We start from the raw sequence: 19,601 nt of genomic DNA, 5'->3' as shown, positions 1-19,601 counted from the left end.
GACAAAACACAACATCCAGACAAACGTGAAAATAAAAGATTGTACCTTCGGCCTCTCCAGTCGGGTTTAGGTGCCGACAATTTGGCATCTCCGTTCTGGGAGCTAATTCACTTCTGAAATTATTACCCCACCCCGCTTCACCAAGAGGTCAACAATTGCGTCGACCCCTTTTTTGTGGCGAAGGGACGAGAACAAAAATGGCCGTCCTTTGCGCATTCTGGCTGCATCTCGTTCCATTACCTCCAGTGAAGCGCCAACATGCGGCGCCAGATCGGTTTTGTTTATGACCAGGATGTCGGATTTTGTTATTGCCGGTCCGCCTTTTCGCGGGACTTCCTCTCCAGCGGCGACGTCGATCACATAGATTGTAAGGTCTGCGAGTTCCGGGCTGAAAGTAGCCGACAGATTGTCGCCGCCGCTTTCGATCAGAACGATATCAAGATCGGGATGGCGTTCCTGCATTTCAGCGACAGCTGCAAGGTTTATCGATGCGTCCTCGCGGATTGCTGTATGTGGGCAACCGCCCGTTTCGACGCCGATAATCCGATCTTGGGGAAGGACCTGCATGCGCACCAGCGCTTCGGCATCCTCCTGCGTGTAAATGTCATTGGTGATGACGCCCACTGAACAAGCATCGCGCAGGGCTTCAGACAAGGCAGCGGTCAAAGTGGTCTTTCCGGCTCCAACCGGACCGCCGATGCCAACGCGAAGAGGGCCGTTCATAGTTCTCATGTTCGGAATATCCTTGAATACTGTATTTCGTGTCTCATCGACGCGATGTCCGTCAGGAACGCAGTCGAACTCAATTCTTCCAAGCCTGCCATTTGCGCCTTTTCGGCGATATGAGCACATAGCGGTGTCAAATTACGGATCAGTTTCTGAGCGTCGGTTTGCCCCAATGGTACAAGGCGCGTTGCGCAAGCGACCAAGTTGCTTGCGAATGCTTGTAGATACATCTTTGTCGTCAGTAGTAGGGGGAGGTTTTGTAGACGCGCGGCGTGGCCCACCGACACTGGGTAGGAAAGCTGTTGGATGTCTAAATCCCAGACATCTCCTGTGACAGTCCCGAATGCCTGTCCCAGCAGTTCGGTTTCCATTTTCCTTTCGGATGACGCGCAGATAGCCCGTGCCTTGGCATCGATGCTTACAAGTTCATCTTTGTCCTGAGCGTTGTATGCGGACACTACGAACAGAGCATCATTCCATCCAGATCCGTGTTCCAGCGCATCTGAAATCCAGGCTTCGGCGTCTTGGGAACTGGCGACCGCTCCTTCGTCAATTGCAGCTTCCAACCCATGAGAATAAGCAAATCCCCCCACAGGGTATGCCGGAGACAACCACTGGGTCAGCGTCAGGATATTGGCGTCAGTGGGCGTGGCCATGTGTCCTGCCATGGCCATAGGCTCCGCCTTCGGGGTTGAACGGTTCGTGCACCTCGCGCACTGTGGCTCCGATTTTCAATAGCATATCTCGGATCACATGATCGATCTGGATCAGCAGACGATCCTTTTCGATCTGGCAGGGCGTGTGGCGATTGCCAATATGCCACGCGATGCGTGTCAGGTCCGGAGCGGAAACCTCAAGCAGTGCTTCGGGTGCAGCCTGTATTTCCACTTCGCGACCGTCGTCCAGAATCAACGTGCCACCGTGGTTCAACGAGGTGGTTTGCACCAGATCGACGAGTATTTGTTCGCCACTTTCACAGGTCAGAACCTTGCGACGCAAAAAACGATCGTCATAAGTCAGCGACAGGCAATCTGCGGAGTCGCTGTGCATATGATCCGAGTAACGGCGTGCGGTGCAAAGCAGGGCGGTCATACCGTCGCCTCCTCTGGAGCAGAAATAGTCAGAGCCAGATTGAATCCGCAAACACCCGGTGCACGATCCGTTCGCGTGATAGGCCGCGTTTTTTCAACTCTTCGTCGCTGAGCGATTGCAGGAATTCGACTTGCCGAACGCGCGATTGAGCTTCGGCCACACTGATCAGAGCCCCGTAGACTGATGCTGTGATGGACGCGATCAGACCGGGCAGCGAAAAGCGTGCGTGAGATTGTGTTGCTGAGTGTGCCATTTGGACCCTCGTAAACGTTGGTCCTCCCTTGGGCATTAATATCTGTCATATCGGCCTCACATTGAAGTGGGTGTTTGGTCATTTCTGCGTTGCGCGCTGTGCAATGCAGCATAATTTTTAGTCAGAACATAAAGTATCGCTGTGCCATGGGCAGTACTTCGGCGGGTTGGCAGGTCAGCAATTCGCCATCTGCCCGGACTTCGTAGGTTTCTGGATCAACTTCGACATGAGGTGTCGCGTTGTTGAGCAGAAGATCCTGTTTGCCAATCTCTCGCGTGTTTTGGACAGCCACGGTCTGCTTTGCCAATCCTAGTGTATCACCGATCCCGTCCGCCAGCGCGGCTTGCGACACAAAGGTGATTGCTGAGTTTTCAACGGATCGACCATAGGCACCGAACATTGGCCGACTATAAACCGGCTGCGGGGTGGGTATCGAAGCATTGGGATCACCCATCTGTGCACAAACGATGGTGCCGCCTAGCAAAACCATCTCAGGCTTCACTCCAAAAAAGGCAGGGTCCCATAGGACCAGGTCGGCGCGTTTTCCTTCCTCGATACTGCCAATCTCGTGGCTGAGGCCATGGGCAACCGCAGGGTTAATCGTGTACTTGGCGATGTAACGGCGAACGCGCAGGTTGTCGTTGTCACCGGATTCCTCCGGCAGGCGGCCTCGCTGTTTCTTCATTTTATCAGCCGTTTGCCAGGTGCGAATTAGAACTTCGCCAACGCGCCCCATCGCCTGACTGTCAGAAGCGATGATGCTGAAGGCACCCATGTCGTGCAGGATATCTTCAGCCGCGATGGTTTCACGCCGAATGCGGCTTTCAGCAAAAGCCACATCCTCGGGGATGGATTTGTCGAGGTGATGGCAGACCATCAGCATGTCGAGATGTTCCTCTACCGTGTTCACCGTAAAGGGCCGCGTCGGGTTGGTAGAGGAGGGTAGGACATGGTCCTCACCGCAGATTTTGATGATGTCGGGGGCGTGGCCGCCGCCCGCGCCTTCGGTATGGAAAGCGTGGATAGTACGGCCCTTTATCGCGGCAACTGTATTTTCAACAAACCCGGATTCGTTGAGCGTGTCGGTGTGGATCATCACCTGAACGTCCATCGCATCAGCGACCGCAAGGCAGCAGTCGATGGCCGCCGGAGTCGTGCCCCAGTCCTCGTGCAGTTTCAGGGCACAAGCTCCGGCTTTTACCTGTTCCTCTAGAGCAGCGGGAAGCGAAGCATTTCCCTTGCCCGCGAAAGCAAGATTCATGGGAAAAGCATCTGCCGCCTGCAACATCCGGCCGATATGCCATGGGCCCGGGGTGCATGTGGTCGCCAGAGTGCCATGTGCCGGGCCAGTGCCGCCACCAAGCATGGTCGTCAGGCCAGAATGCAGCGCGTCCTCTATCTGTTGAGGGCAGATGAAGTGAATATGGCTGTCGAACCCGCCAGCCGTCAGGATGCGACCCTCGCCAGCGATGGCCTCGGTGCCGGGGCCGATGATGATGTCTACGCCGGGCTGTGTATCCGGATTTCCGGCTTTGCCAATCTTGGCGATGCGCCCGTCCTTTAGGCCGACATCCGCCTTGTAGATACCCGAGTGATCCACGATCAGAGCATTGGTGATCACCGTGTCCACGGCGCCTTCGGCACGCGTGGCCTGAGACTGCCCCATCCCATCTCGAATGACTTTACCACCACCGAACTTGACCTCTTCCCCATAGACATCTTCGCGGTGACCGGTCTCGCTGAAACGCGCAGTCGTTGCGCGCTCCACGATAAGGTCTTTTTCTACTTCGATGATCAGATCGGTATCTGCCAATCGTACTTTGTCGCCGACCGTGGGGCCGAACATGGAGGCATAGTCACTCCGACTGATCTTGCCCGGCATCTTTCAACGTCCCCATGATATGCATATTGAAACCGTAGATGTGCCGGCGCCCCTCAAATGGCACCAGCATAACTTCGCGAGTTTGCCCTGGCTCAAATCGCACCGCAGTGCCCGCCGGGATGTCCAGCCGCATACCCAAAGCTGCATACCGATCAAAATCCAGAGCCGGGTTTGCTTCGGAAAAATGGTAGTGGCTGCCGACCTGTATTGGTCGGTCGCCGGTATTGGCGACAATAACAAGACGGCTGCTGCGTCCTGCGTTCAGCGTCAGTGAGCCTTCGGCCGGAATGATCTCCCCCGGGATCATTTCGGCAGCTTCAAAATCACGGTAATGGCGATGAACGCGATCAAAGCCAACCCAACTGCGAGCGCGGCGTAATCACTGCCATGGGCGTGAACTTGGGTATCCGAATGGGCCATGGCCGGACCAGCCAGAATGAGAGCGGGAAACAGCATACGGTTCATGGGTGACTCCTTTGGAAATTAACGAATGGGGTTGTGGACAGTCACAAGTTTTGTGCCATCCGGGAAAGTGGCTTCAACCTGCACCTCGTGGATCATCTCGGGCACGCCTTCCATGCATTGGCCCCGGGAGATCACTTCAGCCCCGGCTTGCATCATGTCGGCGACCGAACGGCCATCGCGCGCGCCTTCGACCACGGCGTCGGTTATCAACGCAATGGCCTCGGGGTGGTTCAGCTTGACGCCGCGGGCCAGTCGTTTTCGAGCGACCTCGGCTGCCATGGCGACCAGCAATTTGTCTTTTTCACGAGGGGTCAGGTTCATGTCAGAGCATCCAGCATCGGGGCAATGTGTCTTTGTTCAGACGGTGTAGAACTGGTATCAGCGTTCGACGCAGTGCAAAGCTGTTGTCTGCCAGAATGCGAATGACCAATAGGTCTTTCCGGATCACGGTTGCCCCTGCGGTGTCCGGTAGCATTGCCCGCACAGGTTTCAGATGACCTTCGGCAGAACTCGACGCTAAGACGATTAGCGCCATCGCCCCCGCGCCGTTTGTAATATGCGGCTTGGATACGTGCGTATGCCAATCACCAGAGAACCTAATCGTATCGAGAAACACTGGCGTGTCCTCGCGCCGAATCTCGATCCGATCGCGCAAGCGGATGCCGGTCAGCGTCTCGCCCATGGCAATGCGCCCAAAGACCAGCGGCTCGACCATCAGCATTTCAGCATTGAGCGCCAAGTCGATCCTAAGGCGCCGGTCCAAAGCGCTGCCGTTGTACAGAATGGTTTCTTGCGGCAACCAGCTCAGCCGGGCACCAGATTCAACCGTCAAATGATTTGTAATCTGGCCCCATTCTTGGGGCTGGGCTTTGTAGGCGCGCTCGCAGGCTTGTGTCGTCAAGGTCAGCGCCGTGCTTTTTGCTGCCTTGCAAGAAAATCGGAATGCATCGCCTCCGGTCACACCGCCCGCCGTGTTCAGAAGAACCGCATCAAGATCAGGTGTGATCGTTCTTGGGAATAGGCATTTAAAGGACCCAGACTGGCGAAATCTGTCCAGCACAGTCCTGTTGCCCAATTGCTTGGTGCTTAAGCTGACGGTGCCTGCAGCACGTGGCGGTACCGTGCTATGCGTGGGCAATATGGCTGCAACTTGTGTAATAGGGCACCTTTAGCGCGTCGTTTGGTGCCACCTGTTTCTCTGTTGAAGTGTCGGAACACTAATCTGCAGTGTCGGAATCAGCTTATTTCCACATCGTGTGTCTAAATTTTAGACAGCAACCTTCGACTTAGATGAAAAAATATGCGCTTCTCGCCGATTTCCCAAATTGGGCTAAAGGTAAGTTGCCAACCTTGCTGCAATGCAGAAACCGTATGGGTGCCACCGCGGAAATGACCCGGGGGTGTGTGACGGCTGCGCGAATTGGACCTCGAACACAGCCGCCACACGGAACGCAACAACAGTTGCGGGGATCAGGTAGAAGAAGAGTATGCCTTTGCGCAAGCCTTCTCTGCCGGCCCCGCCAGGAGGATTGTATGAAATCGCTCAAATCCACGCTCACCGGATCGGTTGTCTTTGCTACCATAGCCACCGCTGCGTTGTCGGACGAAGACACGATCAAGGTCGGAGTGCTGCATTCACTGTCGGGCACGATGGCAATCTCAGAGACTACTCTGAAAGACACCATGCTGATGCTGATCGACCAGCAAAACGCCAAAGGTGGTCTTTTGGGCAAGCAGCTTGAGGCCGTTGTTGTGGATCCCGCATCGGATTGGCCGCTGTTCGCGGAAAAAGCGCGTGAGCTGCTGACCGTCCACGAGGTGGATGTAATCTTTGGCAACTGGACTTCGGTCAGCCGCAAATCAGTACTGCCTGTGATCGAAGAGCTGAATGGTTTGCTGTTCTATCCGGTTCAGTATGAGGGCGAAGAAAGCTCCAAAAATGTCTTTTATACCGGTGCGGCCCCGAACCAGCAGGCGATCCCTGCGACCGATTATTTCCTGGAGGAACTGGGGGTTGAGAAATTCGCTCTGCTCGGCACGGACTACGTCTATCCCAGGACCACCAACAATATTTTGGAAAGCTACCTTAAGCAAAAGGGTATTGCGGACGCGGATATCTTCGTCAACTACACCCCCTTTGGCCATTCTGACTGGTCCAAGATCGTATCTGACGTCGTTGCACTGGGCGAAGATGGCAAAAAGGTTGGTGTGATCTCGACGATCAACGGAGACGCCAACATTGGTTTCTATAAAGAACTGGCCGCAGCTGGTGTTTCGGCAGATGACATTCCTGTCGTGGCCTTTTCGGTTGGTGAGGAAGAACTTTCCGGTCTAGATACCACCAACCTCGTCGGCCATTTGGCGGCTTGGAATTATTTCCAGTCGGCGGATACTGATGTGAATGCCGAATTTGTCGAAACCTGGAAAGCCACCATGGGTGACGAACGGGTGACCAACGATCCTATGGAGGCGCATTACATCGGCTTCAATATGTGGGTGAATGCCGCGACCGAAGCCGGCTCGACCGAAGTAGACGCTGTGCGCGCCGCCATGTACGGGCAGGAATTCCCGAACCTGACCGGCGGTACTGCTGTGATGTTGCCGAACCACCATCTGGCTAAGCCGGTTCTGATTGGTGAGATTCAGGAAGACGGCCAGTTCGATATCATCAGCGCAACCGACGTTGTGCCGGGCGATGCATGGACCGACTTCCTGCCTGAATCGTCAGTGCTGAAATCGGATTGGAAAGATCTCGGCTGCGGTATGTACAACACCGAGACCGAGAGCTGCGTTCAAACCTTGTCGAACTACTAAATCGTACGCAAGGCGGGTGTGATCGCCCGCCTTGCCCAAAGACACGCGGGTTTCAACACATGTTAAGACTATTCCTTGCGGGCCTGGCAATTCTCTTCGCCTGCCTGAACGCCAACGCGCAAGAGGGTGGCCTGCAGCCGATCTTGCAGGATCATCAGGAGATCATTGTCAAAAGTTCGCGCAAGACGATCAAACCGGCGATTGATGCGCTTGCCGCCAGTGGGCTGCCGCAAGCGCAGGTGATGCTTGAAACATGGGCCGCCAAAGACATGTGGATGCGCAAGTCTGATGGTCTGTTCTTTGCCGGAAGAAAGGTCGAAGGGCGTTTGTACGACCTGACCGATTTCGACACAGGCAGAGTGGTCGGTACCTTTGAGAAATCCGACCTGAAGCAATTGAAACCCAACAGCGGTATTCGCGCTATGATCGGGACAGCACTGGTGCAGTTCCAGTTGACCGACCCGGACCGAAAGAAACGCCTGGCCGCACTGAAATCCATTCAACGTGACCCCGAAGGCGCGCTGCTCGAACCTCTTCGTGCCTCGATCGAGGATGAGCCAGATGTGGATTTGAAGGCCCAGAAGCAACGGCTCGAACGGCTGCTGACTATTGGATATGACGAAGACGTTGCGGCCCGCGTGGCTGCAATTGAAGAAATGTCGAACGATCTGGGTGTCGACGTCCGCGCGGCGTTGAACCCATTACTCGTGACCTCACGAAAGACCGCTGCGGACGTGCCATCGGATGTTAACGTCGCCATCGTTCTGGAACCCGGATCAGACGCCTTGTCCCGGGACGACGCATACCACCTGTTGGTCGCGAGTGACTTGGCTGCGCCCCCTGTGTTGCCTGACGACATCCGCCTGGATTTGGCCGCGAACATTGATGGTGGCCGTGTAGGGGGCATCCCGGTCGCGCAACTGAACGAGAATACTGCGCGCGCGCAAGCCTACAGCACTCTGGCCGAAGCCGGACTTGTTCCTGCGTTGGTAACTGAGGCCGATATCGACACGGCGCTGGGTGCGCATGTGTTCTTTGAGACTTATGCCGAGCCGTCCACCGAAGTAACCGCCGCTGCCGAAAAAGCGTTAAAGAAGATCGAGCTGAAAGTTGGCCTAAACCAGACGCTCGACCTGACGTTGGACGCAGTCTCTCTGGCCTCGATCTATTTCCTTGCCGCCATTGGGTTGGCCATCACTTTCGGAGTGATGGGTGTAATCAACATGGCCCATGGCGAATTCATCATGATGGGCGCCTATACGGGGTACGTCGTTCAGCAGTTCGTCCCCGACCATACGGTATCGATCATCCTTGCCATCCCAATGGCCTTTGCCGTCACGTTTGCCATGGGCGTTGCCATGGAGCGCCTGGTGATCCGCTGGCTTTATGCCCGCCCGTTGGAAACACTGCTGGCGACCTTTGGTATCTCGATTGCCTTGCAGCAACTGGCCAAGAATATCTTTGGTACACAGGCCCGCCCTCTGACAGCTCCGGGTTGGCTGGACGGGGCGTGGGTGATGAACGATGTGGTTTCGATCAGCTATATCCGCATTGCGATCTTCGTACTGGCGCTGATCTTTCTGGGGCTGTTCCTTTACATTATGAAACGGACAAGGCTGGGGCTTGAGATGCGTGCGGTCACGCAGAACCCGCGCATGGCCGGATCAATGGGTATCAACCCGGGGCGGGTGAATATGCTGACCTTCGGTCTCGGCTCCGGCATTGCTGGCATCGCGGGTGTCGCCATTGGCCTTTTTGCCAAGGTCACATCGGATCTGGGCAACGACTACATCGTGCAAAGTTTCATGACCGTAGTTGTCGGTGGTGTCGGCAACATCTGGGGCGCGCTGGCAGGCGCGGGGATGATCGGGTTCCTGCAGAAAGGGATCGAGTGGATGAACCCGTCGAACACGCTCGCGGCGCAAACCTACATGATCATCTTCATCATCATTTTCATCCAATTTCGACCACGAGGCATTATTGCCCTCAAAGGTCGCGCGGCGGGGGATTGAACCATGGAGCGTAGTTTTGTTGCTAAGAACCCATCTGTACTGGTCTTTCTGGCCATCCTGTCGCTGTTCACGCTGGGTGTAACTGTCCTGTCCGAAGGGTTCGGGATCGGTGTGATCTCAACCAGTTTCGTCAAAACGCTGGGCAAGACCCTGTGCCTGTGTTTGATCGCTGTCGCGATGGATCTGGTTTGGGGTTTCACCGGCATTCTATCACTAGGCCATTTCGCTTTCTTCGGGCTCGGTGGCTATATGATCGGCATGTGGCTGATGTATGAACGCACCCGGCTGATCGTGGTCGAGTCATTGTCACAAGCCGACATTCCGGCAACGCCTGCCGAAGTTGTGGACGCCATCGGCACTCAGATTTTCGGCGTAGTCGGATCATCCGAATTCCCGCTGATCTGGGCGTTTTCGCACAGCTTGACGCTGCAGTTGATACTGGTCGTTGTGGTGCCTGGCCTGCTGGCACTGATCTTTGGCTGGCTGGCCTTCCGCAGTCGAGTGACCGGCGTCTATCTGTCGATCCTGACGCAAGCAATGACGCTGGCTCTGGCGCTGTATCTGTTTCAGAACGACAGCGGTTTGCGCGGCAACAATGGCTTGTCCGGCTTGCAGAACCTGCCCGGTGTCACTGTCTCTCAGGACGTTGTTTCGCTCTGGTTCCTGTGGGCTTCGGCTTTGGCGTTGGGACTGGGTTACATGCTGGCGGCATGGATCGTGTCGGGCAAGTTCGGCTCAGTCCTGCGCGGTATTCGAGACAACGAGGCGCGGGTTCGGTTCCTCGGCTATTCGGTCGAAGCCTACAAGTTGGCTGTCTTCACCCTGACGGCTTGCATCGCCGCAATCGCGGGTGCGCTATATTATCCGCAGGCTGGCATTATCAACCCCGAGGAGATGGCCCCCATCGCCTCAATATATCTGGCCGTCTGGGTCGCTATCGGCGGCCGGGGCCGCCTGTATGGTGCGGTCATCGGCGCGGCTTTTGTCAGCCTGCTGAGCACGTGGTTCACGGGCGGGCAGGCCCCGGATATCCTGCTTGGCTTTTACACGATCAAATGGGTCGACTGGTGGCAAGTGCTGCTGGGTGTGTCCTTTGTGCTGGTCACGCTGTTTGCTCCGCAAGGTATCGGAGGTTTGTTCGACTTGTATACCAACCAGCGTCATCCTGATCGGCATGGTGCCAATCTGGGACCGGATGAAGGCGCTTTGCGTGAGAAAGAGGCCAGCCAATGAGCACCTTGTTAGAAGTAAGTGGCGTATCGGTTACCTTCGACGGGTTCCGCGCTATCAACAACTTGTCCTTCCAGATTGGTGAAGCGGAGCTACGTTCCGTGATTGGCCCGAATGGGGCTGGCAAGACTACGTTTATGGACATCATCACCGGCAAGACCCGGCCGGATGAGGGGCGGGTCATATGGGGTGAAAAGTCCGTATCTTTGTTGGATATGACCGAGGCAAAAATCGCGCAGGCGGGAATCGGGCGGAAGTTTCAGAAGCCCACGGTTTTCGAGGATCAGTCCGTGCGCGATAATCTACTAATGGCGCTAAAGAAAAATCGTGGCTGGGTTGGTGTGCTGCTTTACCGTCCGTCCAAAAGTGATTTGCAGAAGGTCGAGGACCTAGCCACCGAAATTGGGCTTTATCTGGAACTGAGCCGGAAGTCAGGTGAACTGAGCCACGGGCAGAAGCAATGGTTGGAAATTGGCATGCTGCTTGCGCAGGACCCACGTCTGCTGTTGGTTGACGAACCCGCCGCAGGCATGACCCCGCAAGAGCGTGAACATACCACAGACTTGCTGGTTCAAGCTGCAAGGACCCGCGCGGTTGTGGTCGTTGAACATGACATGGAATTTGTCAGGCGCCTGAACTGCAAAGTAACGGTTTTGCATGAAGGATCAGTATTAGCCGAGGGCAGTCTTGATCACGTGACATCAAATCAGGACGTCATCGATGTCTATCTGGGGCGCTAGAAAATGTTGAAGCTGACCGATCTGACTTTGCACTATGGGCACTCGCAAATCCTCAACGGGATTTCCATGGAAGCTTTACAGGGTGAAGTAACGTGCGTCATGGGGACCAACGGTGTCGGAAAAACCAGTCTGATGAAGGCAATCTCAGGGGCGCATCCCCGTTCCGGTGGCGAACTGGAGCTTGACGGAAAGCAGATGGGTATCTTGCCTGCTCATCAGATGGCCTGGAAAGGTGCGGCATATGTCCCTCAAGGTCGCGAAATATTCCCATTGCTCACGGTTCGAGAAAATCTGGAAACAGGCTTCTCCTGTCTGCCTGCCAGCGAACATTTCGTTCCAGATGATATTTTTGATATGTTCCCGGTCCTCAAAAAAATGCAAAACCGGCGCGGGGGCGACCTTTCCGGCGGGCAGCAGCAACAGTTGGCCATCGCACGTGCACTGATCACAAAACCGCGCCTGCTGCTGCTGGATGAGCCAACCGAAGGTATTCAGCCGAACATAATCCAACAGATTGGCGAAGTGATCCGGCACCTCAGAAAGACGAGCGGAATGGCAATTGTCTTAGTCGAGCAGTATTTCGACTTCGCATATGATCTTGCCGACAGGTTTGTTGTGTTGCGACGTGGCGAAGTCATGGTCAAAGGCACACGAGATGACCTGACGCGTGATCAAGTGTTGCGGGCCGTAACAGTTTAGCACTGCTCGGTGTAGTTGGCTTTGGTATGGGTGCATCAAACCCAAATCATGTCCTGCATTAAGGCTCGGGACATGGTTTGATCCTACAAAAACGTACAATTTGAGAGGTATTTTTTTTAAATACGGTCCTTCGGTACCTCTTGCCGTGATATGTGAGTACTTTCGGACAGATCGACAGGCTTGGTGTTGTATCAAGGTTCGGCTTGAGCTTGAACCTTTCCGCAACGTTGCGCTCCACGATGGTCAGTGCTGACTGCAGTGAACGGGCGGTTTGGACTTTACCGGTTTATGCCCGTGCAAACGCTCGCAAATAGGTGTCCGCTGCATTGCCGAAAACACATTGCTGCGGGCGCGAACGCTTTCTGCGTCACCAGCATGCGAAATCCCAAAAGTCCGGTTTGTCCCGCAAGGCAGACATTCACTGAATTCTGCCGAACGTCTGTACCGAGCCCAAACCAACCGATGCTGTTTAAGGCACCAATGTCAGCGATGCGCAGAAAGCAGACTTTGCAAAGTCCGGTTGACCACATTGTCCACCAAAGGCGACAGTTCTGCTTCGCGACTGGGCTATACATAGCCCTCAAAGCGTATTGTTTGCGGGACTTCAGTTGCACCGTTTTCCTGAGCGAGTAGGGCGCGTGCTGACGAAAAGGTAGCAAGCGCAAAAAGAACAAGAAGGGCCTTTATCATCGTAGCGCCTCGGATCCGGGTTTTGAACTTGGGCCGGGGTTCACAAATGATCGCCCCGGCCAGCGTCAGGGCAAACGAGGTAGTTCTTGCCCTGAAACATCGTACTTTCGCCTAATTTAGAAGATCACCGACGATGCCGACGGCATCGACCACGGTAGACAGGTCATTCGTAACTTCGAGGACTTCGTCATCGACCAGAATGTAGCGGTTTCCTTTGCCCGGCTCCCCAAGCTTCCATTTGGAAAGGTCCCCAATATCCTCGAACTCCAGGTCAGATGGGAGCTTGGCACCGCGCGTGTAGCGCTTGATCTGTCCAGGTGGTACAGCTTTTGGGCCTTTGCCGGGTTTGTCTTCTATCTGAATGCTGACATCACCGTTCTTGCCCCCCTTGTTCGGCTTTTTACCCTTGTTGTCTTTGGCATGGGCATCGCTGCCTCCAAGGATGAAAAACACAACTGCTAAGGCTGCAAGAATTCCGTATGCAATCTTCATAGATTGTTCCTTTGCTTCCCAACTTCATTCGACCGGCGTTGAAAATTCCGGCACGCGCTTGATCTCTCTTAGTTGCCCTTTGGCACACCCCTTAGTGACTGCCTTCACCCCGCATCAGAAAACGATCCGGGTTCTTAGGCCGAACAGCGTAATGCTATCCTGAGCGGGATTCAGCAGCGGGTCGGAAATGAACTGCAGTGATGGCGTGATCTGCAGTCCGGGCGAGATTGAGAACCGATAGAATGCTTCGAGCGTGAACTGGTCACCGTCTATGCCTCTTGCCTCAGCCCAGTTCAGGCCCAGCCCGGCCAAATCGGTATTGCGACCATAGTAACCCAGTCCGGCAGAGACGGACCGGTCATAAAGCGCAGCGGTCCCCTTTGAGGCCCCGGCCCGAAAGAATGGCATCCACTTATTATCAACAAACCATGCGGCAGAGAACGCAGCGCCGTAATCTTCCGCTCGACTGCCATCGTCAGCCGCATCCGCATGCCAGAGAGTCAAATGGACATTGTCCAAGTAGATGCGATCAAAGCCGGAGGTGTAACCAAGTTCAAGTGATTTGAAGAGATTGCCGTCGCTAAACACATCAAAGTTTGGATCAGACGGGTCGGCGTTTGCGTCTGAGACGCTGGCTACGGCGTAAAGGTTCTCGCTCAGCTTTACCCCACCGGCAATACCAAGGCCTGGATTAGGCGCGTTAAGTGTAGGGTTGGTGTTGAAAGACAGGTTTTGGAAACCGCTGTAGGGGCTTACCAACCCATAGATATCCACAAAGTCTGTTACATCAATCTGCCCGACTTGCAGCGTCCACGAACCGTTCTCCGCCCTTTGGGTCCAGAACAGATTGGTCAATAGCAACCCATTATCGTTGAAGGCTGTCCCTGTGATTGAAAGCGCTCCACCATCTAGCCCAAGGAATTGCGGGGCAACATCGGTATAACTGTGCCGGTCTTCGATCTTGAATGTCAGAGACCCCCGTTCAGTTGCCTGCCAACTGCCGTAGAACCGCGCAATTCCGCTGGCTGCTTCGCCGGTTCCCAGATCAGCATCCGTGGTTTGGCCCAATGCCAGGTAGTCAATGTTGAACCGAAAACCACCCTCAGCCAGTCGGTCTTTCCACTGAAACCAACCCGGTGCGATGTTGCGTGGAAAATCGGAACGATATTGCGGATCGGTGAGCCCGTCTCCGGGCGCAAGATCGGCTTCGACTGAAGATGGCCCGGATAGTCCCTGAGCCGACGCTGCGCCAGCAAATGCAATGCTCAATGCGGCAACCAGAAGTCTTATCATTTTGACGCCTGTGCCCCACCGGTCTTGCGATTTCCTGCCGCGCGGATGCGATCAGCAGCACGCTGCTTCCATTCCAACCTGTCTGCCTCGGTTTCCAGAGTTTCGACACGTTCCGCCTCTAGCTGGAAAGTCGCATTCATAGGCATGAGGCCATCCACAACCATCATATTATGAACGGAAGGATCGATAGTCAGCGTGCCTGTCAGCCGAACGGGTTCGTGGAAATAGCTAGGCGCCCAGTCCCCGTTCAACCGCACACGGATCATCTGGTTAGGCGGAGGTGGAGGCATGTGGCTGCACATCCCTCTTTCTGGCACCAAATACGCCACAGGCCGGCCGTCCGGATCGCTTGGAGCAGGAATGGCAAAGCCCGCGAGTGTGATTGTTCTGCCGTCGAATTGCGGGTTTCCGCTCGTTCCAGCCTTTCTTCGACGTTCAGTCACAACCTCGCGCTGATCGAGTAACCAGTCGACGTCAATTCCGTCTGACACCAAGGCGTCTTCGGTCTCTGCTAAAAGCAATTGCCATTTCTGCCGTTCTTCGGCGCTGCCAACCTCCTGCTGCAACCTGCCGCGTATACGCACAACGAAAAGAACATCGTCGAACTGTTCGGGGCTGAGTTCACGATAGGGGTCATCAAAGACCTGCGCAGACGGATCTGGCAGATCTGCCCAGTCCAACGCGGTTCCAGGCGTCGCCGCAGCATCATAACCGCACAAAACCAACCCTGCGAATACTGCGGAGCAAAACCAATTTCGCATGAATGCTCTCCGGCTGCTTTATCTGGTCAATCCAGTGTGTTTTTGTAGATCACACCGTCCTTCATGATCAGGCGGATTGTTTCCGGGCTGTCCGGCCTCGGGTCCGCACCGAACCACTGATCGCCTGTTCCAACGACAGAGAAGTCTTCGAGGGGGTTGCCGTCTATCAGCAGGATGTCGGCATAGGCGCCTTCTTCGATCACACCCAGTTTGCCTTCCGGATAGGGGTTCATGAAATCACCGCTAAGTGCCGCGATCTCGCCACCTACCGAAGTTAGGGTTACCATCGACGCATAGGGGCCGAAGAAATGGTTATTCAGATGTTTCTCATAGGCGATCTGGATGTTGCACGCTTCGACCGAGCCGACGCAATCGGTTTGGAAACCGCGCGGCGCCGGGCATTCCTTCATACTTGGAATGTAGGCTTCGAAGGTCGCCGAGGCCGATTTGGCCTTCCTCAAACTGTTGGGGTTGTTTTTCACGGAAGGAACATCAAGTAGGCCTGGATCAAATGCTGTGATGTTCGTCGTGATGTACGCTCCTTTTTCTTTCATCAAAGCAGAAATCTCGCAGTCAAAGTGAAATCCGTGTTCAATGGTTCTGACCCCTGCATTCAGGGCATTGATGATCGCTTCTTTGCGGTAGGAATGTGCCATGACATAGGTGCCGTACTCGTTGGCAACCTGAACAGCGGCCTCGATCTCTTCTTTCGAACCGGCGAGCAACTGCCATGGATCGAATGCCGAAATCACCCCACCTGATTGCATGAACTTCAATTGCGTGGCACCCATGCGCAGGTTGTTGCGGCCATACATGTAAATTTCGTCAACACCGTTGACCTGTTGGGCCATATTCAGAGTCCCAAAGTTGGTCACCCCACCCGGCGGAGATGTGAAGGATGCGAAATCGGCGTGACCACCACGTGTTCCGAGAAATGCCCCGGAAGGATAAAAGCGGGGGCCGACGATCTGGCCGGCGTCAATTGCGCGCCGCAGCCCGCCGCCAGCGCCCCCGGCATCGCGAACGGTCGTGAAGCCCTGCATCAGGTACATTTCGGCCATCCGGGTCCCGTGGATGGCGAAATCCTCCCAGGTCGAGTTGGTTTCCATCTCGGCAATCGATGGCCCCATGAGCATCAGGTGCGCGTGATTCTCTATAAAGCCCGGTGTCAGAGTGCGCCCACCGCCGTCGATAACCGTCGCGCTCGGCGCATCAATGGCATCGGTTGAGACGGACTTGATCAGATTGCCCTCGACCAGAACACTGGCATTTTCAATGCGTTGCTCATTCACACCGTCGAAGACATGCACGTTGGTAAACAGCGTTTGGGGTTCTTCTTGATCCTGAGCCTGCGCGGTCGCCGAAAAAGAAAGAACTGCCGCGACAATTGCCGTCGAGCAAAGAGACATTCGTAAGCCGGACATAAGTACTCCCTTCATATTCATGTTTTGCCAACTATAGTCTGGAATTCATTGGCTCGGTTGCCCCTTTTGAATTAGGATGTACGAATGTGACTGCAAAAATGGCCACTTCTTAAAGCTAATCCAACAAGGGTTATGAGCTTGCCTTTCAACTCCACCTCCCGAGAGCATAGCGAGGGCTTTGTTCGCCTCTCTTTAGCCGCTCCCTTTCTGCAATATCTCACCGAACGTAAGATCAATCCGCAACCAGCATTGGATCAGGTCGGCTTGAAAGCTGAACTGATGACTAACCCATCCGTGTTCGTTCACTCCGAGTTGGTTTACGGCTTGGTAAATGCTTTCTCAGAAGTATCAGGGGATCGATACCTAGGACTGAATGTAGGGGAAGCGTTTGACCTACAAGGATGGCCGCCCTTCGCTCAAGCCTTGCAATCTACAAAAACGCTGTTCGAGTTTTTTACCCGCTTTGTTGAGCTCGTGCCGCAGGAGTCCAATTCTGTGCGGCACAGCCTTGTCATTGAAGCAGACAAAGCGACTTATCGTATCGAGAGGCAACAGGAACCAACCGTCCCACCCATTCAGGTGACCGGTTTTGGTGCCGCAATCTATGTACGCCTATTGCAGACCGTCGTCGGAGAGTCCTGGGACTCTTCCCGTGTGCGATGGGAAAGCAGATACATCAATGGGCTGCCTATCGACTACAAAGGGATCGAGGTTGGCCTTGGGACTGATCCCGGAATGCAAATTAGTTTTCCTGTGGAATGGTTGTTTTTGCACCACGTCTCTGAGGGTTCTGCCAAGCCCATAGCATCACTTCGACAAGATGAAGAAGTAACCGTGGTGGCAGCTTTGCGATCTGTCTTACGCGACAAACTGGATGAAACCGATTTGGGACCAGAGATGGTGGCTGGAATGCTGGGAATACAACCGGAACGGTTTCTGAAAGCGCTTCAAAAACAAGGCACAACGCTACCCCGTGAAATCAAACGGCTGCGTGTCGATGTCGCCAAAGAGCACCTCAAAGAAGACCAGATGACAATTGCGGAGATTGGTCTGATGCTCGGCTATTCCGACAAGTCCCATTTCACTCGCTTTTTCCGAGGTCAAACCGGAATGACACCGACCAAGTTCCGAAGCAAGTAAATGTGGTCGAGCCAAATGAACGCTTCGAAGATTAGGTCCTCGTGGGATCAGTTCGGAGAAGTTGTAGTGCGACGTTGAACAGGTTAGTCGACGACATGAATGGTTGGTTGCCACCGCCGATACAACCTCTGCAACTGGCCGTTTCGTTGTGTATTTCGGAGTTAGCAAAGCTTGGTTGCGAAGGTCCGCTTCGGGCTGAGACCGGTCCTCAGCAACCAAAGAGCCAACGGCAAACTTGTCCGCATTGCGGTCGCTCGCGATATTTGGGCGAACGTCTGCACCGAGCCCGGAGCAGTCGTTACAGCGGGCAGATATTTTGCCTAAGTCTTCGATCTCATGAGGTAGTGAGTACCGGTTGCGACCAAAATTTGACCGTCAATTACGGGGTTCGTATTTCGATGCTGTCGCATTTGCCTCAGATGCCCTTGGCGGAGCCGAGTCCACCAATCGGGCAATCAAAAAAAGAAATTTACCAGTCATCGATATTAAAACTCACCCGTTCTGTCACGGACCTTGAAACCACTTTCCATGATAAGCGTTGTAGGCTCTTTTATCGACGACACAGCTTTTTTAACGTCAATGCTCTCAACGCTTTGGGTCAAATACGTTTTATAAAAGTAACGCGCGTTGGTTATGTCAGCTGCTGACGTCCATAGTGTGTAGTCAGTGTGTATGCCATCGCCAACTGCCTCGCGAATAGAGCCCTTTGGAATGTCAAAAACGTTCAAGATGTGGAATGCTTTAAATATTGCGTCGTCAACGTCATCAGACGGAAGAGATGTGTTCGCGAAAGCAACAGCTCGGACAAATCGAGCTGGAGATGAATGGTCACCCGGCAAGCCCAACAGGCCGCTGCCTTGTCCGAATGGCGCGATGTTTTCTGAGCCTACTGTCATCAAACCGCGATTTTCACTTTGGAGGCCAACATAATTTCTGAGATTGGTCAGGTGCCAATCGTAAGATGGGTTGTTTGTGACAGCATTAACTGTGTTGTCATAAACTGTAAGGCCGCTCTTGGTGTACTCAATAACAATTGAGGCGCCCGTTGAGTCTGTCACCGCATAGTGAAACGGCGCAAATCCGTCAATTTCGGCCACGTACGTACCCACGACGTCAATGGATGGAAGTGCCGCTTTAACTTCAGCGACTGTGGAGAACTGGCCAAGAATCCAGTTTCCCATTTCTTCGGATGAAACGGCACGGTCGCGATTTTCACCCGTCAATTCAGAGAATACCGCGTCACCGGCAAAGTAAAAAGCGCCAAAGTATAAGCCTTCTGTGTTAACGCCATCAAACACAATTGGCATGTCCAATCCGTTTGCACCTAGAAAGCCGTATTTTGCCTCGTACGCGAAGCCCGTCACATCAGGATTCAAACCGAGTGTTTCAATCGATGTCCCGGATGGAACCGCAAAAATATTTGACTGAATGTCAAAACCAAATTCCATGGTCCGCGCAGGCACTGTTGTGCCGTCTGCCGACTTAAGAACGATTCCTGTGCATGCCAAGGCGCATTGAGTCGTTATAGCCACGGCCAACAACGCCGAACTCACAAGCTTACTTAGCTTCAGAACACTAACTTGTTTCATTGGCCTACTTCCTTTTTTAACCTTGCGCTGTTTTAGTTACGGTAGCGAAACTGAATCGGATCGAAATGACAGCTGACATGCAAGATTCAAGTTCAAAGCCATCATTCGCTGCGATGATCGTGAATGACAATGATTTGGCCATTCGGGTGGATAAACACATTAGGTGCGAACGTCGGGCAAGTCCGCATGGCAGACATTCATCGCAGATACAGCGAAGGTCCACTTTGAGCCCAAAGCAACTGATGCCGCGCGTTGGGTGAATGTCTGAAGTTGTTAAGTAGCTGTGCACAGATTGGGTA

20 protein-coding genes are annotated in these 19,601 nt (G+C 54.2%); 6 read left to right on the top strand and 14 right to left on the bottom strand.

What is annotated here, in order from left to right; translation table 11 throughout:
• Positions 1-102 precede the first annotated feature (102 nt).
• The 9 genes from ureG to AC2FLP_RS18730 form a co-directional block, all read right to left on the bottom strand.
• Positions 103-732, bottom strand: coding sequence for an urease accessory protein UreG (gene ureG / locus AC2FLP_RS18770; RefSeq protein WP_299898805.1), 630 nt, complete (start codon positions 730-732; stop codon positions 103-105).
• Positions 729-1,394: an urease accessory protein UreF gene (locus AC2FLP_RS18765; RefSeq protein WP_299898807.1), complete on the bottom strand. Its 666-nt coding sequence runs from the start codon at positions 1,392-1,394 to the stop codon at positions 729-731. The genes ureG and AC2FLP_RS18765 overlap by 4 nt, the downstream gene beginning before the upstream one ends.
• Positions 1,366-1,818 carry an urease accessory protein UreE gene (locus AC2FLP_RS18760; RefSeq protein ID WP_299898809.1) on the bottom strand — a complete coding sequence of 151 codons (453 nt, stop codon included), beginning with the start codon at positions 1,816-1,818 and terminating at the stop codon, positions 1,366-1,368. The genes AC2FLP_RS18765 and AC2FLP_RS18760 overlap by 29 nt, the downstream gene beginning before the upstream one ends.
• A 28-nt stretch (positions 1,819-1,846) precedes the next feature.
• On the bottom strand, positions 1,847-2,071 hold the full coding sequence (locus AC2FLP_RS18755; RefSeq protein ID WP_117869592.1) for a DUF1127 domain-containing protein: 225 nt from the start codon (positions 2,069-2,071) through the stop codon (positions 1,847-1,849).
• A gap of 121 nt (positions 2,072-2,192) precedes the next feature.
• A complete protein-coding gene (gene ureC, locus AC2FLP_RS18750; RefSeq protein ID WP_117869591.1) occupies positions 2,193-3,953 on the bottom strand; it encodes an urease subunit alpha in 1,761 nt (586 codons plus the stop codon).
• Positions 3,928-4,260, bottom strand: coding sequence for an urease subunit beta (locus AC2FLP_RS18745; protein WP_299898812.1), 333 nt, complete (start codon positions 4,258-4,260; stop codon positions 3,928-3,930). The genes ureC and AC2FLP_RS18745 overlap by 26 nt, the downstream gene beginning before the upstream one ends.
• Positions 4,257-4,418 carry a hypothetical protein gene (locus AC2FLP_RS18740; RefSeq protein WP_299898814.1) on the bottom strand — a complete coding sequence of 54 codons (162 nt, stop codon included), beginning with the start codon at positions 4,416-4,418 and terminating at the stop codon, positions 4,257-4,259. The genes AC2FLP_RS18745 and AC2FLP_RS18740 overlap by 4 nt, the downstream gene beginning before the upstream one ends.
• Positions 4,419-4,436: 18 nt before the next feature.
• Positions 4,437-4,739 carry an urease subunit gamma gene (locus AC2FLP_RS18735; protein WP_299898816.1) on the bottom strand — a complete coding sequence of 101 codons (303 nt, stop codon included), beginning with the start codon at positions 4,737-4,739 and terminating at the stop codon, positions 4,437-4,439.
• Between the two features lies 1 nt (position 4,740).
• On the bottom strand, positions 4,741-5,556 hold the full coding sequence (locus AC2FLP_RS18730; protein ID WP_496685490.1) for an urease accessory protein UreD: 816 nt from the start codon (positions 5,554-5,556) through the stop codon (positions 4,741-4,743).
• A 395-nt stretch (positions 5,557-5,951) separates the two neighbouring features.
• Here AC2FLP_RS18730 and urtA point away from each other — a divergent pair, with 395 nt between their 5' ends.
• From urtA to urtE, 5 genes are read left to right on the top strand one after another with little or no spacing between them, the layout of a single operon-like run.
• Positions 5,952-7,232, top strand: a complete 1,281-nt coding sequence (urtA, locus tag AC2FLP_RS18725; RefSeq protein WP_496685493.1) for an urea ABC transporter substrate-binding protein — start codon at positions 5,952-5,954, stop codon at positions 7,230-7,232.
• A 59-nt stretch (positions 7,233-7,291) separates the two neighbouring features.
• Positions 7,292-9,244, top strand: a complete 1,953-nt coding sequence (urtB, locus tag AC2FLP_RS18720; RefSeq protein WP_496685495.1) for an urea ABC transporter permease subunit UrtB — start codon at positions 7,292-7,294, stop codon at positions 9,242-9,244.
• A 3-nt stretch (positions 9,245-9,247) separates the two neighbouring features.
• Positions 9,248-10,477 (top strand): urea ABC transporter permease subunit UrtC, encoded by a 1,230-nt coding sequence (gene urtC / locus AC2FLP_RS18715; RefSeq protein WP_496674101.1) that lies wholly within the window; start codon positions 9,248-9,250, stop codon positions 10,475-10,477.
• A complete protein-coding gene (gene urtD, locus AC2FLP_RS18710) occupies positions 10,474-11,214 on the top strand; it encodes an urea ABC transporter ATP-binding protein UrtD (RefSeq protein ID WP_496674104.1) in 741 nt (246 codons plus the stop codon). Before urtC ends, urtD begins: the two co-directional genes overlap by 4 nt.
• 3 nt (positions 11,215-11,217) lie before the next feature.
• The gene (gene urtE / locus AC2FLP_RS18705) at positions 11,218-11,913 is read left to right on the top strand and encodes an urea ABC transporter ATP-binding subunit UrtE (protein WP_299898827.1); all 696 of its coding nucleotides are present in this window, start codon (positions 11,218-11,220) and stop codon (positions 11,911-11,913) included.
• 801 nt (positions 11,914-12,714) lie between these two features.
• Here urtE and AC2FLP_RS18700 read toward each other — a convergent pair.
• The 4 genes from AC2FLP_RS18700 to AC2FLP_RS18685 all read right to left on the bottom strand — a co-directional run bounded on the left by AC2FLP_RS18700 (position 12,715) and on the right by AC2FLP_RS18685 (position 16,573).
• Positions 12,715-13,095 carry a hypothetical protein gene (locus AC2FLP_RS18700; protein WP_170337130.1) on the bottom strand — a complete coding sequence of 127 codons (381 nt, stop codon included), beginning with the start codon at positions 13,093-13,095 and terminating at the stop codon, positions 12,715-12,717.
• A 114-nt stretch (positions 13,096-13,209) separates the two neighbouring features.
• Complete coding sequence (locus AC2FLP_RS18695) at positions 13,210-14,388, bottom strand: carbohydrate porin (protein WP_496685498.1); 1,179 nt, start codon at positions 14,386-14,388, stop codon at positions 13,210-13,212.
• The gene (locus AC2FLP_RS18690; RefSeq protein ID WP_170337125.1) at positions 14,385-15,149 is read right to left on the bottom strand and encodes a DUF3299 domain-containing protein; all 765 of its coding nucleotides are present in this window, start codon (positions 15,147-15,149) and stop codon (positions 14,385-14,387) included. Before AC2FLP_RS18690 ends, AC2FLP_RS18695 begins: the two co-directional genes overlap by 4 nt.
• Positions 15,150-15,175: 26 nt before the next feature.
• Positions 15,176-16,573, bottom strand: coding sequence for an amidohydrolase family protein (locus AC2FLP_RS18685; protein WP_170337131.1), 1,398 nt, complete (start codon positions 16,571-16,573; stop codon positions 15,176-15,178).
• A gap of 132 nt (positions 16,574-16,705) precedes the next feature.
• On the opposite strand from AC2FLP_RS18685, the gene AC2FLP_RS18680 reads away from it, so the two are divergent.
• Complete coding sequence (locus tag AC2FLP_RS18680) at positions 16,706-17,713, top strand: helix-turn-helix domain-containing protein (protein ID WP_496685500.1); 1,008 nt, start codon at positions 16,706-16,708, stop codon at positions 17,711-17,713.
• Between the two features lie 485 nt (positions 17,714-18,198).
• Here AC2FLP_RS18680 and AC2FLP_RS18675 read toward each other — a convergent pair whose 3' ends face one another.
• Positions 18,199-19,302: a linear amide C-N hydrolase gene (locus tag AC2FLP_RS18675; protein ID WP_496685502.1), complete on the bottom strand. Its 1,104-nt coding sequence runs from the start codon at positions 19,300-19,302 to the stop codon at positions 18,199-18,201.
• Positions 19,303-19,601 lie beyond the last annotated feature (299 nt).

Source organism: Ruegeria sp. CDSA141 (genome assembly GCF_059612005.1).
The sequence above is the reverse complement of the archived record's forward strand: the minus strand, read 5'-3'. Positions and strand labels throughout refer to the sequence as shown.